The 15,150-nt window shown below is 57.5% G+C and carries 13 protein-coding genes; 3 read left to right on the top strand and 10 right to left on the bottom strand.

Annotated features, from left to right (window positions below; translation table 11 throughout):
* Positions 1-2: 2 nt before the first annotated feature.
* The 4 genes from M8006_RS14355 to M8006_RS14340 form a co-directional block, all read right to left on the bottom strand.
* Positions 3-1,415, bottom strand: a complete 1,413-nt coding sequence (locus M8006_RS14355) for an ATP-binding protein (RefSeq protein ID WP_250083391.1) — start codon at positions 1,413-1,415, stop codon at positions 3-5.
* A 95-nt stretch (positions 1,416-1,510) separates the two neighbouring features.
* On the bottom strand, positions 1,511-2,236 hold the full coding sequence (locus tag M8006_RS14350) for a response regulator (RefSeq protein ID WP_250083354.1): 726 nt from the start codon (positions 2,234-2,236) through the stop codon (positions 1,511-1,513).
* Positions 2,237-2,345: 109 nt separating this feature from the next.
* A complete protein-coding gene (locus tag M8006_RS14345) occupies positions 2,346-3,143 on the bottom strand; it encodes an HAD family hydrolase (protein ID WP_250083351.1) in 798 nt (265 codons plus the stop codon).
* Positions 3,144-3,276: 133 nt separating this feature from the next.
* On the bottom strand, positions 3,277-3,432 hold the full coding sequence (locus M8006_RS14340) for a chitobiase/beta-hexosaminidase C-terminal domain-containing protein (protein ID WP_250083349.1): 156 nt from the start codon (positions 3,430-3,432) through the stop codon (positions 3,277-3,279).
* Positions 3,433-3,859: 427 nt separating this feature from the next.
* On the opposite strand from M8006_RS14340, the gene M8006_RS14335 reads away from it, so the two are divergent.
* Positions 3,860-4,540, top strand: coding sequence for a helix-turn-helix domain-containing protein (locus tag M8006_RS14335; protein WP_250083348.1), 681 nt, complete (start codon positions 3,860-3,862; stop codon positions 4,538-4,540).
* A gap of 106 nt (positions 4,541-4,646) precedes the next feature.
* Positions 4,647-4,946 (top strand): PIN-like domain-containing protein, encoded by a 300-nt coding sequence (locus M8006_RS14330; RefSeq protein WP_250083346.1) that lies wholly within the window; start codon positions 4,647-4,649, stop codon positions 4,944-4,946.
* On the opposite strand, the gene M8006_RS14325 is transcribed toward M8006_RS14330, so the two are convergent.
* From M8006_RS14325 to M8006_RS14300, 6 genes are all read right to left on the bottom strand, one after another.
* The gene (locus tag M8006_RS14325) at positions 4,886-5,272 is read right to left on the bottom strand and encodes a hypothetical protein (RefSeq protein WP_250083345.1); all 387 of its coding nucleotides are present in this window, start codon (positions 5,270-5,272) and stop codon (positions 4,886-4,888) included. The genes M8006_RS14330 and M8006_RS14325 overlap by 61 nt on opposite strands.
* Before the next feature lie 305 nt (positions 5,273-5,577).
* The gene (nagE, locus tag M8006_RS14320) at positions 5,578-7,305 is read right to left on the bottom strand and encodes an N-acetylglucosamine-specific PTS transporter subunit IIBC (protein ID WP_250083342.1); all 1,728 of its coding nucleotides are present in this window, start codon (positions 7,303-7,305) and stop codon (positions 5,578-5,580) included.
* Position 7,306: 1 nt separating this feature from the next.
* Positions 7,307-9,892, bottom strand: coding sequence for a phosphoenolpyruvate--protein phosphotransferase (gene ptsP / locus M8006_RS14315; protein WP_250083340.1), 2,586 nt, complete (start codon positions 9,890-9,892; stop codon positions 7,307-7,309).
* Between the two features lie 29 nt (positions 9,893-9,921).
* Positions 9,922-10,941, bottom strand: coding sequence for an SIS domain-containing protein (locus M8006_RS14310; RefSeq protein ID WP_250083338.1), 1,020 nt, complete (start codon positions 10,939-10,941; stop codon positions 9,922-9,924).
* On the bottom strand, positions 10,932-12,056 hold the full coding sequence (nagA, locus tag M8006_RS14305) for an N-acetylglucosamine-6-phosphate deacetylase (RefSeq protein WP_250083335.1): 1,125 nt from the start codon (positions 12,054-12,056) through the stop codon (positions 10,932-10,934). Before nagA ends, M8006_RS14310 begins: the two co-directional genes overlap by 10 nt.
* An 8-nt stretch (positions 12,057-12,064) precedes the next feature.
* Positions 12,065-12,799, bottom strand: coding sequence for a GntR family transcriptional regulator (locus tag M8006_RS14300; protein ID WP_250083333.1), 735 nt, complete (start codon positions 12,797-12,799; stop codon positions 12,065-12,067).
* Positions 12,800-13,053: 254 nt separating this feature from the next.
* Here M8006_RS14300 and M8006_RS14295 point away from each other — a divergent pair, with 254 nt between their 5' ends.
* Complete coding sequence (locus M8006_RS14295) at positions 13,054-14,994, top strand: exoribonuclease II (RefSeq protein ID WP_250083389.1); 1,941 nt, start codon at positions 13,054-13,056, stop codon at positions 14,992-14,994.
* Positions 14,995-15,150: the final 156 nt, after the last annotated feature.

Below are 15,150 nucleotides of genomic sequence, written 5' to 3'. Positions count from 1 at the left end.
TATTACAAACCTGTAATAGGTTCCTGGCGAGGTAGCGTGAGAGTAACCACCAATCCACCATCAGCATGGTTAGCGAGCGTAATATCGCCGCCGTGGGCACGGGCAATATGCCGGGCGATGCCCAATCCCAGACCGCTACCGCCAGTGTGTCGGCTGCGTGAGGGTTCCAGACGAACAAAGGGCGAAAACACCCGCCCTAGCTGCTCTTCGGGAAGGCCGGGGCCATGATCGCGAATATGCAGTGTGACCGCGTCTCCCTGGTCAATTAGCGCTACATCGGCCTGCTTGCCATAGAACACCGCGTTCTCAAGCAAGTTGGCCAGGCAGCGCTTAATTGCCATTGGCTTGGCGATCAGCGGTGTTACTGGATGGCTGTTTTTCGCAATAGTCACTTGCCCACCCTGCAGGCTAAGTTCTTCCGCCAGCGCTTCAAGCAGTGACGCCAGGGAGACGGGGGCTGGCTCCTCATGCAAATCCAAACCTTTTACTGAAGCCAAAGCACCTTTTACCAGGCTATCCAACTCATCCAGAGAAGCGCAAAAGCGCTCCCGCTGGTAGTCGTCCTCAAGCATTTCAGCGCGCAGCCGCATACGGGTTAACGGCGTTTTCAAGTCATGGGAAATTGCCGAAAATAGCCGCTCACGCTCTTCAATCTGATCGCGGATGCGCCACTGCATTCGATTAAACGCCGCCGCGGTGGCGGCGACTTCCTTGGGGCCGCTCTCTTTTAGCGGCGGCATATCCAAGTCATCGCCCAACTGATTCGCTGCCCGTGAAAGTCGTGCCAGCGGCCTTGTCACGCTGGTAATACCCAAAAACGAGAGCGCCAGCACACTGAGCAGCACCAGCAGCCCGGCCAGTAAGCGCTCTTCAGAGAGCCAGCGATAGTCGCTGAAGATATCCGGGACACCCAGCAGTGTGGCCACGTAGAGCCAGGTATCCGGGGCAAGCTCTAACTGCACCACTAAAATCGGCGGCGAGAGTGGCTCCATCAGCAGGCTGTGCTGCCCCCAGCGCGGCGGCAAGTCGTAAAGCAGCACTTCGTTATTGAGAACACGCAGGTTTTCCGGGCGGGAGAACTCGACAATCACATCGTCAATATTGAGCTGCTGAGTAAGCACCGAGCGTACATTCTTGACCACTACCTGTTTTTCCGGCCCCGAGCCGATATCGTCGATGGTCAGCCTGCGTTCGTTGACGCTAACAAAAAACCGCGTGCCACCCATATTGCGCAGTTGATCCAGCACGATATGGCGGTAGTCGACGGGCAGCGAGCGGAAAAACTTCATGGTGGAGGCGATGCTAAACGCCATATTGGTGGACAGCTCATCCAGCTGGGCCAAATGGCTGGAGCGCACCTGGGATGTCCAGATCGCGTAGCTGGCCCCCTGGGCGACCAATACACCGGCGATCATGATAATCACAAAACGCCCGCGCAGCGAAGGCGGTAGCCAGCGGGATAAGCGGCGCCTGGTATTTGCCCACCACTTATTTACCCACCACTCCCGACTCACGTTAATGCGTCTACCTGAGCGGTTAATACGTAGCCCGCCCCACGCACCGTTCGAATCAGCTGCGAGTGCTGGGCGTCTTCACCCAGCCGTTGGCGCAGGCGGCAAACGTGAACATCAATGGAGCGGTCAAGCGGCGGCGCATCACGCCCGCGGGTAAGCGCATAGAGATCGTCTCGGGTGAGCACCTTGGCGGGGTGCGCTAAAAATACCTGCAGTAACTGGAAGTCAGCCCCCGAAAGTGCGGCGCGTTCGCCCTGCAGGTCAATCAGTTCGCGGGTCATGCGGTCGAGCTGCCAATTACCAAAGCTTACCCAGCGCGCCTGCCCGGCGGGCAGCTCAGGCGGCGCACTGCGGGTACGCCGCAGCACCGCTTTAATACGCGCCAGCAATTCACGAGGGTTAAACGGCTTACCTAGATAGTCATCAGCGCCTAACTCAAGGCCAAGAATACGGTCGGTCTCATCGGCACTGGCGGTCAACATGATGATCGGTATGTCACTGTGTTTTCTCACGTCACGGCAGATGGTAAAGCCGTCGTCACCAGGCAGCATTAGATCGACAATCAACAGGTCTGGCGTATGTTCAGCGCGCAAAACATGCAGCGCTTCGGCACCCTCCGCGGTAAATACCCGGTAGCCATGCCGCCCCAGGTAGTCCGCGAGCAGTTCACAAATTTCCGGATCGTCGTCAACGACCATCAGGGTAGCAGGCGTGGTGGTCATGGTAGCAAAGCGCCCTTGGGTTGTTATGGCTCGTAATTATCGTTGTCGGGGCTAGATCATGGTGGAGTGGCGGCTCTATCACAAGCGGCCTTAGTTCCTGGATTCAGGTTTACAGCCCAAATCGCTGGATTAGCCACTGCGCCACGGCGGTTTCGCTATGGTGACCGATACGTTCAGCCCCGCTTATGCGCTCAAATAACTCAGGATGGGCGTTGGCCATGACCTGAGCCTCCCCTGCCAGATTAAGCATTTCAGTGTCGTTTAGGTTATCGCCAAACGCCAGACACTCTGCCGGTGTCAGGTGTAACTTTTCCAGTAGTGCTGTTAAGGCCACGCCTTTATTGACGCCGCCGGCCATGATTTCTAACGCGTTAGCCGTTGAGTAAGTAATATGCAGGCCATGAGCATGCGCCGCCCGCGCCAGATGTTCCAGTTGCGCTAATGCCTGCGGGTCGCCTAGATAAAGCACTTTGCCCACGCCGTTAGTGTCCATCTGATCAGGGGGCACGACTTGATAGCCAAAGCCAGTAGTGGCGTGTAGCGATAATAGGTGTGGAGCCTCTGCATCAATATGCCAGCCGCTCTCGCGATAGAGGTTCAACCGCACCTGGGGCGGACGCGGCAGACCAATCAGCGTCTTGGCATGCTCAGGCGCGAGATGATTAGCCGCCAGCAAGGCATCTTCAGGATCATGAACATAGGCACCGTTGGTGCTGATAAGGTGCACTGGAATGGCCAACTGATCACGAAACACTTTCATATCGTGGTAGTGGCGACCCGAGGCGAGCGCGACATGATGGCCTTGCTTCACCAATGTTCTTAGCACCTCCACGGAGCTTTCGTGCAGCCGGTGGTCGCTGCCTAACAGCGTACCGTCAAGGTCGGAAACGATAAGGCGTGATGTCATGGTGCGCTCCTGATGATAGAACTTCTCAGCTTATCCGATTACGTTCCCTGCTCCCAGGCCATCAGCCGTCAAAGTGGGGGTTCTCAAGAGGGCTCATTGTGACGTTGCAAAACGTCCTGTTCTGCGCAGACCCTTACAGCGTCACAATCCGGCTGCGCCGCTGGCCATTGGCACTCACACTACGAAGTAGCAAGGTGTTTTCTACCTCGGGTTGCGCGTTGTCCTGATAGACCTGCCAGCTCGCCCCATCGTCCAGGGAGTACTCAATGGTGACTCCCGGTAGAGCCACATTGGCCAGACCGACGAAAGCGATCTGGACGAAGCCGAACGCAAAGAAATACTGGTAAGCAGCGGTGACAACGCCAAACGCCTACGCCACGGACGGCCATGCCACTGAAGCTGCAGCGCCGCAGGCTACAGGCCCGAGATCGACGCCACACCCTGGATCATCGACGAAGTCACCCACCAGTTCAGCAACAGCAGCTACACCAGTGAAATCAAGGTGCAGACGCTGTGAAGAAAGCCCGTATCAGCAAGCTGAAGCCTGGATCGGCCCTATTAAATAGAAGCGCTATTACACATTCTGTGTCCGATATCGCTTGCGATGTACACGGAAAGTGTCGGACTATAAGGCAGTACAGTAGAGTAAAACACTTCAAAAAAGCATCAATTGATGAGCATTTTCAGCACCTAGCGATACGCTGGGGGGGTAAACAATGACCGCATTCACTAACATCGGGCTTTACAGCCCAAAGCAAGCAGAGCGCCTGATTGGCGTAGAAGCGGATAAGATTCGCCGCTGGTTAATGCCTGCGCGGTCGTCAAAGGAGCCTCTGTGGAAACCCGAACCCCAAGCACTAGGCGCGGAAGACACGCTCAGTTTTAAAGACCTGCTAGAACTTCGTGCCGTGGCACAGTTTCGCCGCCATAATGTGAGCTTACCGGTTATCCGTGAGGCACTGCATGAATTAAGCGGGCTTCTACAGCGGGATTATCCACTGATAAACCCCCAGCTGTGTACCGATGGCCAAAAGGTATTCCTGAAAGCACTTGAAGAAAGCGGTGAAATAGCAGTGATTGACCTGGTTAAGCGCCAGAACGCTTTCGAAGAAATAATAGTCCCTTCACTAAGGGCAGGCATAGAATTCGATGCAAAAGGCGATCCTATCCGTTGGTATCCTGATCCAAAAGATACCAATATAGTGATAGATCCTCGTTTTGCCTTTGGTAAGCCTATCGTGATGCCCAGCCACATGCCCACCGCCACACTGGCACAAGCGGCAGAGGTAGAAGGCAGCGCAGCCGGTGCAGCCCGTGCGTTTGATGTAACACAGGAAGAAGTAGAACGCGCTGTAGAATTCGAAAAAAGGATTTTATCGGGTGCACTTCTTCATTGACGAAAACATAAGCCCCCGCATTGCCAGCGCCCTTAATCACCTAGCCAAACTCTGCAGCGAAAGCCACACGGTTCTACATGCCCGTTAGGTCAACGGCGGCCCTGGCATGCCGGATGAAGAATGGCTAGAACAGCTCAAACAATCTGATAAAACTTGGATTATCCTTTCCAAGGATCGCTTCAAAAAAAGTGATCCCGAAAGGTTGGCTTTCGAGCATTGTGGAATTACCACGATTAATCTAGGGAAGGACTGGAATAAGAAGAACGTATGGGAAACCGCAATGCGCTTGATTGAATGGTGGCCCGTCATATCAAAGGAAGTATTGCAGACATCAGGCCCCATGCACTACGACATGACCTGGGCAAAATCTCCCAAGTTAAAAGGGCGACAGAAAGCCGTTAAGTAGTAAAATTGTTGTTGCTGCTGACGCAGTGTCTCATCCATTACACTGTAACCCTTGGCTAGATCCTCAATCCGCGGCCTTTCCAAAAATTCTTTTGCCGTATGTTCCGTGGCTGCTTCACACAAAATCATATCAAGATAATGAAGCTCTTCGTAAGCGCGGTTAAAGATGCCGGCCGGAAAGTCCATGCCCACATAAGCAGTTGGGACTGGGGTGAGCTCACAACTTTCGCTCTTATCAACAAGAAACGCGACTCGCTCAGCGGGAGACAGCGAAGGCGCTCTTGCAAGCACCCCACTCTTCAGAACCAAGCCTTTTAACTTGGACATCCCTTCTCCTTTTGTTACTAGCTTCAAGAATTCAGTATACCTCATCAAATTACGTTTTCAGGAACCCCAAACGCAAAACCCCCAGCCATCCATAGCCGGGGGTTTTTCTTGCGTTGCCGCTTCCTTCTGGCGAACCGGATTCCATCCCGCGCACTTCAATGCGACATTTCTAATATGACACGCGCATAGCAATTGCGTTGTAGTACATAAGATATCATTTATGTTTTGGATTAGCCGTTCTGGAAAAGTCACCAAAAACAACCGTTGCTCAGCCGACGCCGAGCAACAGCTATCGCTTGCCAGTGTTAGCCTCTGAGTGAATGCGCGATCGTCGCGGCCTGGGCACCCACGATTAGATGCCATGTATTGCCGTTCAGCGCTTGGACACCTCGACATCCGAGCGCTTCAAGCGCTGCACTGTCGAGGCGGGCACCATCGGCTAGCTCTACTCGCAGGCGCGTGAGGGCCTGGGCCTCCAGCCGTTGCACGTTGGCATCACCGCCCAACGCCGTCATCCAGCGCTGGACCCGCTCGGCTGGCAATCTGTTAGGCAGCGCTTGTGACGGTTCGCCTGAGGCGGCGGCAGTGCTGGTGAGATGTGTTGTAGACGTCTCGGAATCAAGCCCAGCGCCACTCTGCTTGAGCGCTTCTCGAATCTCATCTGCGATACCATCCGCAATGGGCCCCATCACCACTTGGAGTCCACCACCCTGAAGTCGCATGATGCCGCGTGACCCAAGCGATTTCAGGGCCGCTTCATCGATCACATCCACATCTTCCAGCACCAGGCGCAGCCGCGTGGTACAGGCACCCACGCTGTGTAGATTGCTCGCACCACCTAACGCAGTGACAAACGCAGGGCCGCGCTCGCCTAGTGGCGTTGAGGCTGCTGCGGGGCTTGTACTTTCCGGCTCGCGCCCTGGGGTGGGTAAATTAAAGCGGACAATAGTCCAGCGGAATACCGTGTAATAGAGGACAAAATAGACCAAGCCAACAAGTAGCATCAGCCAACCATTGGTGGAGAGCCCGTAAGAGAGCGCGAAGTCAAAGGCCCCTGCGGAGAAGGTGAAGCCAAGCTTCACGTCCAGCCAATGCAGCAGCGCCATGGAAACGCCCGTTAATACCGCGTGCATGGCATAAAGCAGCGGTGCCAGGAACATAAAGGTGAATTCAATCGGTTCGGTGACGCCTGTTAAAAACGCCGTCAGTGCTAGCGAGAGTAACAAGCCTCCCACCTGGGCGCGGCGCCCTTTAGGCGCGGCGTGATACATGGCCAGCGCCGCTGCTGGCAAGCCGAACATCATCACCGGGAAGAACCCTGTCATAAACCGTCCGGCTTCTGGGTCACCGGCAAAAAAGCGGTTAAGGTCGCCGTTGGCCACGACGCCGGCGGCTGTCTCAAAACTGCCGAAGACAAACCACACCAGACTGTTCAATACATGATGCAAACCGGTCACGATCAGCAAGCGGTTAATGGTGCCATACACGAAAAGGCCCAGTTCACCCGCGCCGATCAACCACTGGCCTAGCGCATCAATCCCATGCTGAATGGGTGGCCAGATCACCCCAAAGACAACCCCCATTGCCACTGCCGCAAGGCCGGTCGCAATCGGCACAAAACGGCGCCCGCCAAAAAAGGCAAGATACTCAGGCAACTGGATCGACTTGTAACGGTTGTAAAGCAGGCCGGCCACACTGCCGGAAATGATCCCCGCCAACACCCCCATATCGATCTCAGGGTTAAGCGCCGTCAATACAGCATCCAGCACCAGGTAGCCGATCACCCCGGCCAGGCCAGCAGCGCCGTTGCTGTCATCGGCAAAGCCTACGGCCAGGCCGATAGCAAAAATAAGCGCCAGATTGGCGAAAATAGTCTCACCAGCGCCAGCAATAAAGGCGATATCCAGCAAATCAGGCTGGCCAAGACGCAGCAGCAGGCCTGCAATAGGCAGCACCGCGATAGGTAACATCAGTGAGCGACCAAGCCGCTGCAAACCGCCCATCAGGCGGGAACCAAAGGTCGTGGAAGACATATCAGCACCTCTCAAGGGTCGTTGTTGTTATGTCGGCATGGTGGGGCTTGGCCAGCCATGCGCTTAAGTGCTGGCGTACCGCTGAGGCATCTTCCAGGGCCAGCCATTCGGGAATTTCATCCGCCAGGGTGGTTGCATGCAGGCAACGCAAGGCCGCTTTCACGGCAGGCACTCGCGCGGGCTCCACGGAAAGCTCATCGACCCCCAATGCGACCAGAAGCGCCGCCACTTTCTCATCGCCAGCCGCGGCACCGCAGACACCCACAGGGCACCGCCCTTTCGCGCCATCCACGGTGGCCTGAATCAGCCGCAGCACCGCAGGATGCAGCACATCGGCACGCGCCGAGAGGCTCGGGTCTTCTCGATCCATCGCCAGGGTGTACTGGGTCAGGTCATTGGTGCCGATGGACAGAAAATCGGCCTCAGCCGCGAGGCTTCTTGCGCATAACGCGGCACTTGGGACTTCAATCATGGCGCCCAGAAGCGGGCGCGCCGTCAGCCCCATCTCGCTGGCCAGTGTCTCCAGGCGCTGGCGCACATCACGCAGTTCACTCACCTCACTGACCATGGGCAACATGATCTGCAAGGTCTCCAGCGGCGTAACACCAAGCAGCGCTTTCAGCTGAGTCTCCAACAGCTCAGGATGGCTCGTCCACAGACGGGCACCCCGCACGCCCAGCGCCGGGTTAGGCACTGATGGTAAACGTAGGTAAGGGAGTTGTTTATCGGCACCGATATCCAGGGTGCGAATAATCACAGGCTTCCCGCCTAGGGCCGACAACGCGGCCTGATATTCGTCACGCTGATGGGCTTCATCGGGGGCGCTGTCGCGCGCCAGGAAAAGGAACTCACTGCGCAGCAGGCCAACGCCGTCAGCGCCTGACGCTGCCGCGAGACGCGCTTCCTCGGCACCGCCGATATTGGCGCAGGCCTCAATCAATCGCCCGTCCAGCGTGATCGCGGGCTCATGGGCTAATGCCTGGGCCGCGTCAGCTTCCTGGCGACGCGTCTCTATCCGCTGAGTCACCTCAGTAAGCTGTTGCTGGCCAGGCGTTAACGCTAAACGACCTTCCTCAGCATCCAGAATGACGCGCTCGGGAGCCGTCGCGTTAGTGGCCTCGATCAGGCTGGAACCCATCGCCACGAGGCAGGGAATGCCTCGTGCCCGAGCCAGAATGGACACATGCGAGGTTGTGCCACCGCCAGCGAGACAAAGCCCTGCCGGATGCTGGGCGGCAACGGCCACCAGCTCCGACGGAGTGAGTTCTTCCGCGACGAGAATGGCGTTGTCTGGCAGTGTAGGCAGATCAGCCTCAGGGGCATCGCTTAGCTCGGCCATCACACGGCGCTGCAAGTCACGCAGATCCGCCACCCTGGCGGCCAGCAGGGCATTATCACTTGCCGAGAGTCGCGCGGCTTCAGCGTCTAACGCTTCTCGCCAGGCTTGCCCTGCGCTGCGCCCATCGGTGATACACCCTTGCGCTGCGGCGATCAAATCCGGGTCGTCCAGCCAGGCGCCGTGAGCAGCAAAAATTTCCGCCTCAGCGCTCTGCCCCTGGCGTGTCGCTTGCGCTTCTGCTTGAGCCAATGTCTCGCCGACACGGTGCAATGCATCTTTCAGGCGGGCCGTTTCTACCGCTTTTCCTTCACCCTGCTGAGCAACGCTGGGGAGCGGCGCCTGATAGGAGACGAGTGGCCCAATGGCCAGACCGGGGCTGGCCACCAAACCAGCCAGTTCACCTTTTTCAAGCGCCACTGCTGTTAACCTAGATGGCGGAGGCGCGCTATGTTCTTCTGCTTTGGGAGTGGTTAAGAGTCTTTCTGCGGCATCCAGCGCTGCTTGCCCAGCCTCTCCCTGGGCGGTCAGTTTTAACCTGGCTCCCTTTATCAGACCCAGATTCATCAAGGCACTCAGGCTATCCGCGCTCGCCTGGGAGCTTTCGGCAGCGTCAGTAGCTTCTTCATCCGTCACCGTCAGGCTGACACTATGCTCACGAGCAATCGCGCGAAGCCTTGCAGCAGGCCGGGCATGCAGCCCTGAGGCTAAGGCCAGCACCATGCGTCGTTCCGCGACCGGCCCACTGGCACAGGTATCGGTCTGTTCAACGGCGGTATGGCTCAGCACCATTAGAGGGTCGCCAAGCGCGACTTTCTCACCTTCGCAATAGGACGATGGCAGCAATTCCCAACCGGCCGACTCGGTAATCACCAGCGGCGTAATCAGCGCACTTGCGCCCTTTGCCAACGCATCGGCATCGAAACGGCACAGCGGATCGCCCGCTTGCACCCGATCACCGACGCCAACCAGAAGTTCAATGCCCTGGCCTTTTAATTCCACCGTATCCAGGCCTAAATGAAGCAGTAATTCGACACCTGCCTCGGTTCTCAAGGTGATGGCATGATGGGTGCGGGCGCACTGCACCACTTCACCCTCACAGGGCGCATGCAAGCACTCGCCCAACGGATCGAGGGCAATACCATCCCCCAGAGCGAGGCCTGCAAAAACCGGATCAGGCACCGCTGTCAGAGGTACCACGATGCCTGCCACAGGTGCCTGCAGCGTTAGTGATTGTTCAGGATATGACATGGGAAAACTCCCAAGATTGTTGTTATGCGTTACAGGGTGCAGGTGACTTTATTGAGGTGCCGTGGGTGATCGGGATCACTCCCACGCGCCGCCGCCAGGCCAGCCACCATTTGATAAAAGCTTTGGATCACCGAAAGCGGTTGCAGCGCTTCATGGCCTGCGTCTACCAGGGTCAGGTTGCGCTGTACGACACTATTGTCAGCCGCCAGCAGCACGCAGGCACCGACGCTTCTGAGCCATTCGGCCAGTTCCAGCAAACCCGCCTGCTCCGGCCCCGGTGGCGCGAACACCAGCACCGGATAACCAGGGCCAATCAGCGCCATCGGGCCATGGCGCACTTCAGCACCGCTGAAGGGTTCAGCCTGAATCGCACAGGTTTCTTTAAACTTGAGCGCGGCTTCCTGGGCAACCGCAAGCCCGGCACCACGACCAATCACCATCAGTTTGTCGACGTTAACCAAGGCATCGACCGCTGCCGACCAGTCCATCTTCAGCGCCTGGGTAAGCCGTTCTGGCAACTTGTCCAATGCATCAAGCAACAGCCGGTCTTCCTGCCAATGGCCGATTAACTGCGCCATGGCAGAGAGCGTCACCAGGTAGCTTTTAGTCGCGGCGACGCTCTTCTCTTCGCCAGCATAAAGAGGGATTTCACTATCGCTGGCCGCACCCAGAGGCGACTGCGGCGTATTCACCAGAGCGACTGTGCGCGCGCCAGCAGCGGCCAGTGCCTGCTGGGTCGCGACGAGATCCGGACTTTGTCCTGACTGGGAAACCGCCAGGGCCAGATGCCCCGTTAACCGCCAGGGAGCTTTGGCCAGCGTGGTCAGCGAGGGCGGCAGCGACGCCACCGGAATGCCTTTTCGCTTCATGCACAGGTAGGCAAAGTAGCTGGCAGCATGATCCGAACTGCCTCGGGCGACGGTGACGGCTGCCGACGGTTCGGCAAGACGTAAACGCTCACCGAGAGCCGCGAGCAGCGGCGCATTGCGCTGCAACTGACCGCGAATACGCTCGGGAGCGTTGCGGGTTTCTTCAAGCATCAACGACATAGAGAGACTCCTTGGACGTTTCCACAGACATGACGGCCCTCGACATAGACCGCTTGGAGTTGAAGTTGGGGGTCAAGGACGACCAGATCAGCCAATGCGCCCTCCTGAAGGCGGCCAATATCGTCGATACCCAGAAAATCGGCAGGAAAGCGCGATAGGCGGTTCGACGCATCCTCCAGGGTGAGGCCGAGGCTGACGAAGTTGCGCAGCGCCTGATCCATGGTCAGGGTGCTGCCTGCCAAGGTGCCATCAGCCAAACGCACACCGCCCAGGCACTTGGTCACCGTCTGCTCACCCAAGCGGTAATCGCCATCGGGCATGCCCGCGGCAGCCGTTGAGTCGGTCACGGCATAAAGATTAGGAATGCAGCGCAAGGCCGTACGGATGGCGCCAGGGTGTACGTGCAGCAGGTCAGGAATCAGTTCGGCGTACTGCGCGTGAGCTAGCGCAGCGCCGACCATGCCAGGCTTGCGGTGATGCAGACCGGTCATGGCATTAAACAGGTGAGTAAACCCACAGGCCCCATGGGCCATTGCTTCTACACCTTCTTCATAGCTGCCCAGCGTATGCCCTAGCTGAACCCGCACGCCCCGCTCGCTGAGGTGGCGAATCAAGGCACAGTGCCCCGCTAATTCAGGCGCCAGGGTCAGCAAGCGGATGGGGGCTAACGCGCAGAGTCCGTCCACCTCCTCAATCATCCCACTGCGCGCATGGGCGGGCTGAGCTCCCAGCTTGCCGGGGTTAATATAGGGGCCTTCCAAATGAACGCCCATCACTTGGGCGGCATCCCGATCTTGCGCCTGCATATAAACGGCGATATCACTCAGCACTTGACGAATCTGGTTATCCGGCGCCGTCATGGTGGTCGCCAGCAGGCGGGTGGTGCCAAAACGTACATGGGTCCGCGCCAGAATGGCGGGCGCCTCACCCCCTTCCATGATGTCAGCGCCACCCCCGCCATGTACGTGCAAGTCCACAAAGCCTGGAATAATTCGCGGGTGGCCGTTGCTATCCGGGTCGACAGGCTCGCATGGAAGGTGCGTGACACGACCTTTGTCCCAATGAATTTCCCCCAGGCGCCAGCCCTCGGAGGTAAGGATATTGCCAAAAAACATATAACCTCCTAGCGGGTCAGCTCGACCATAAAGTCGTAGTAGTCGGTACGGCAGTAGGTGATGGTGAGTTCAGCTTGCGTGCCGTCGGCGAGATACCCGAGTCGCGTGACTTTAAGCAGCGCCTGACCTTCAGGCACCTCAGCCAGCATGGCTAACTCTGCGCTGGCATTGATGGCGGTGACGTGCTGCAAGGCGCGCGCAATCCCTTTTCCACTGGCTTCCAGCGTTGCATACAGAGACGTCTCGACCGCCAGTGGATCAGGCAGCACCGAGATGGGCAGGCAACTTTCTTCCACCGCCATCACCACCTCATCGGCTAAACGCAGACGTTTAAGGCGGGCGACCTGAGCATCAGCACCCAGTCCCAGGCGCATACTTTCTTCCGCGCTGGGATTGGCCAGCTTGCGCGCCAGCCAATGAGAGCTAGGCGTAAAGCCACGTTGGGTCAGCAGCTCGGTAAAACTGGATAGCCGCGACAGGGATTGATTAAGGCGCGGGGTAATAAAAGTTCCAGACCCTTGGCTACGACGAATAAGCCCCAGCTCAACTAGCTGATCCAATGCTTTGCGCGCCGTAATGCGCGAAACCGCCAGGCTCTCAGCCAAGTTACGCTCGGATGGCAATGCGTCGCCGGGTTGCCAACCACCTGTATCGATTGCCTGTTCCAGTTGGCGCGCCAGCTGCTGGTAAAGCGGCGTTGCGCCTTGAGGGTCAAGGTGTAGCTGAGTAAAGCGTGAATCCATGGGTTTCTCCCGAATAGCAATCATACCAATTAATAACCACTATAGACCCAATCAAATACCAATCAAACACCATTTAAATACAACTATAGTGGAATGGAGACGCCCTTTTCGCTTGATCAGGCGCACCTACTCCGATAGAACGGCACGCAGGTCATTGATAGTGTTGATTAGCACCAACTTCGTGGTTGCCAAGATTGGCTCAGCCTTTGGGAATCCGTATAGTGACCATCTACCTTCGCCAATTGATTGACCTCATGCTGCAAAACAATTCCGTGCTTGCTTCACTCAAGCAACAGATTCGAGACACCACCCCACGTGCCGAAGGGGTGATCAAAGCTACCGAAAAAGGCTTTGGCTTTCTTGAAACCGACGACGGTGAATCCTATTTCGTGCCGCCCCCCGCCATGAAGCAGGTGCTCCACGGCGACCGCGTCGAAGCCGTTATCCATGAAAACGGCGATAAGAAATCCGTCGAGCCTGAAAAACTTATCGAGCAAGGGCTGGAGCGTTTTATCGCGCGGGTGCAAAAGCGCGAGGGCCGCTTGGCCGTCGTTCCCGACCACCCTTCGATTCGCAATGTGCTCAAGGCGCGCATCAAAAACAGCCTGGACGAAGCTACCATCGCTGACGGCGACTGGGTCGTCGCACGCTTAGTGCGTCACCCGCTCAAAGAGAATGATCGCGGCTTCTTTAGCCAGATAGATGAGTTGGTGGCGAAATCAGACGACCCGGCCGTGCCGTGGCGCGTCACGCTTGCTCGCCATGCGCTGGAGCAAGAGTGCCCCGACGCCGGCAGCGACTGGCCGATGCACGATGAAGGCCTAGTGCGTGAAGACCTAACCGCCGAGGCGTTTTTCACCATCGACAATGAAAAAACCCGTGACATGGATGACGCCTTGCACGTTATGCCGCGCGAAGAAGGTGGCTGGCGTATGAGCGTTGCCATTGCTGACCCCACGGCTTACGTTGAGGAAGGCCACGCAGCGGACCTGGAAGCACGCACGCGCGCTTTCACCGTGTACCTACCCGGGCAAAACGTCACGATGCTGCCTGAGCAGCTGGCCGATGACCTTTGCTCGCTGTGGGAAGACCAAGATCGCCCGACATTGGCGTGCACACTCGATATCAACGCCGACGGCAGCCTGGGCGACTACCGCTTCTTTGCCGCCACGGTGAAGTCCCACGCCAAACTGGCCTACGACCATGTCTCGGACTGGCTTGACGGCCAGGGGGATTGGGCGCCTGAAAGTGAGGTTGGTGAACAGCTTAAAGCGCTGCGTGATTTAACCCTCGCCCGCACTCAGTGGCGCGAAGAGCATGCGTTGGTGTTTAAAGACCGCCCCGACTATGTATTCGATCTGGATGAGGCCGGCAACGTACTCAACGTACGCACCGAAGAGCGGCGCATTGCCAACCGCATGATCGAAGAATCGATGATTGCCGCCAACGCCTGCTGCGCTGACTTCTTAGCCCAGCATATCGGCCACGGCATCTTCAACGTTCACCGTGCGTTTGAGCCAGAAAAGGCGGAAGCGGCCCAAGAGTTCCTCGCTGGGCAAGAAATTAACGTGGAACGCGAAGCCCTCACCGAGCTTCCGCGCTATAAAGAACTCAAGCGCGAACTGGAAAGCCGCGACGACGCCTGGCTCGATGCCCGCCTGCGCCGCTTCCAAGGCTTCACCAACATGTCCGCGCAGCCAGGGCCGCACTTTGGCTTAGGCCTTTCCGCCTATGCGACTTGGACCTCACCGATTCGTAAATACGGCGATATGGTTAACCACCGCTTGATCAAACGCGTACTGAAAGGCGAACAGGCACCGGCCGAAGCTAGCCAGCAGCTCACCGAGCAGCTCACCGAGCGCCGCCGCCTCAATCGCATGGCCGAGCGCGACGTCAAAGACTGGCTCTACGTGCGTTATCTAACACCTGCCGCGCAGAATCAGGACACCTTTGAGGCCGAAATCATGGCTATCAACCGTGGTGGTATGCGCGTTCGGCTGCTAGACAATGGTGCAACGGCCTTTGTCCCGGCCCCCTTGATGCACAGCGACCGCAGCAAAGTGGTCATCGATGACAAAGAGGGGCGTATTCAGATCGAAGGCGAAGAGCGTTATAAGCTTGGCGATCCGCTACGTGTAGTGCTGACCGAAGCCCGCGAAGAGACTCGCTCGCTGGTGGCAAAACCCGCTGAGTAAATCAGTTGGTTACACCATAGCAACAAAAAACGGTCGGGTAGACCGGACGATTGCTCGTTCCGCCCCCCCACAGATCCGGGCATGCGCGATTGACGCACCCGGCTCCTCAATCATCAGCTTCACTGAAAGACATTCCGATGTACGATCCTTGCCTTG

Source organism: Halomonas llamarensis, from assembly GCF_023555005.1.
In the GTDB taxonomy this organism is placed as follows: domain Bacteria; phylum Pseudomonadota; class Gammaproteobacteria; order Pseudomonadales; family Halomonadaceae; genus Vreelandella; species Vreelandella llamarensis.
The sequence above is the reverse complement of the archived record's forward strand: the minus strand, read 5'-3'. Positions and strand labels throughout refer to the sequence as shown.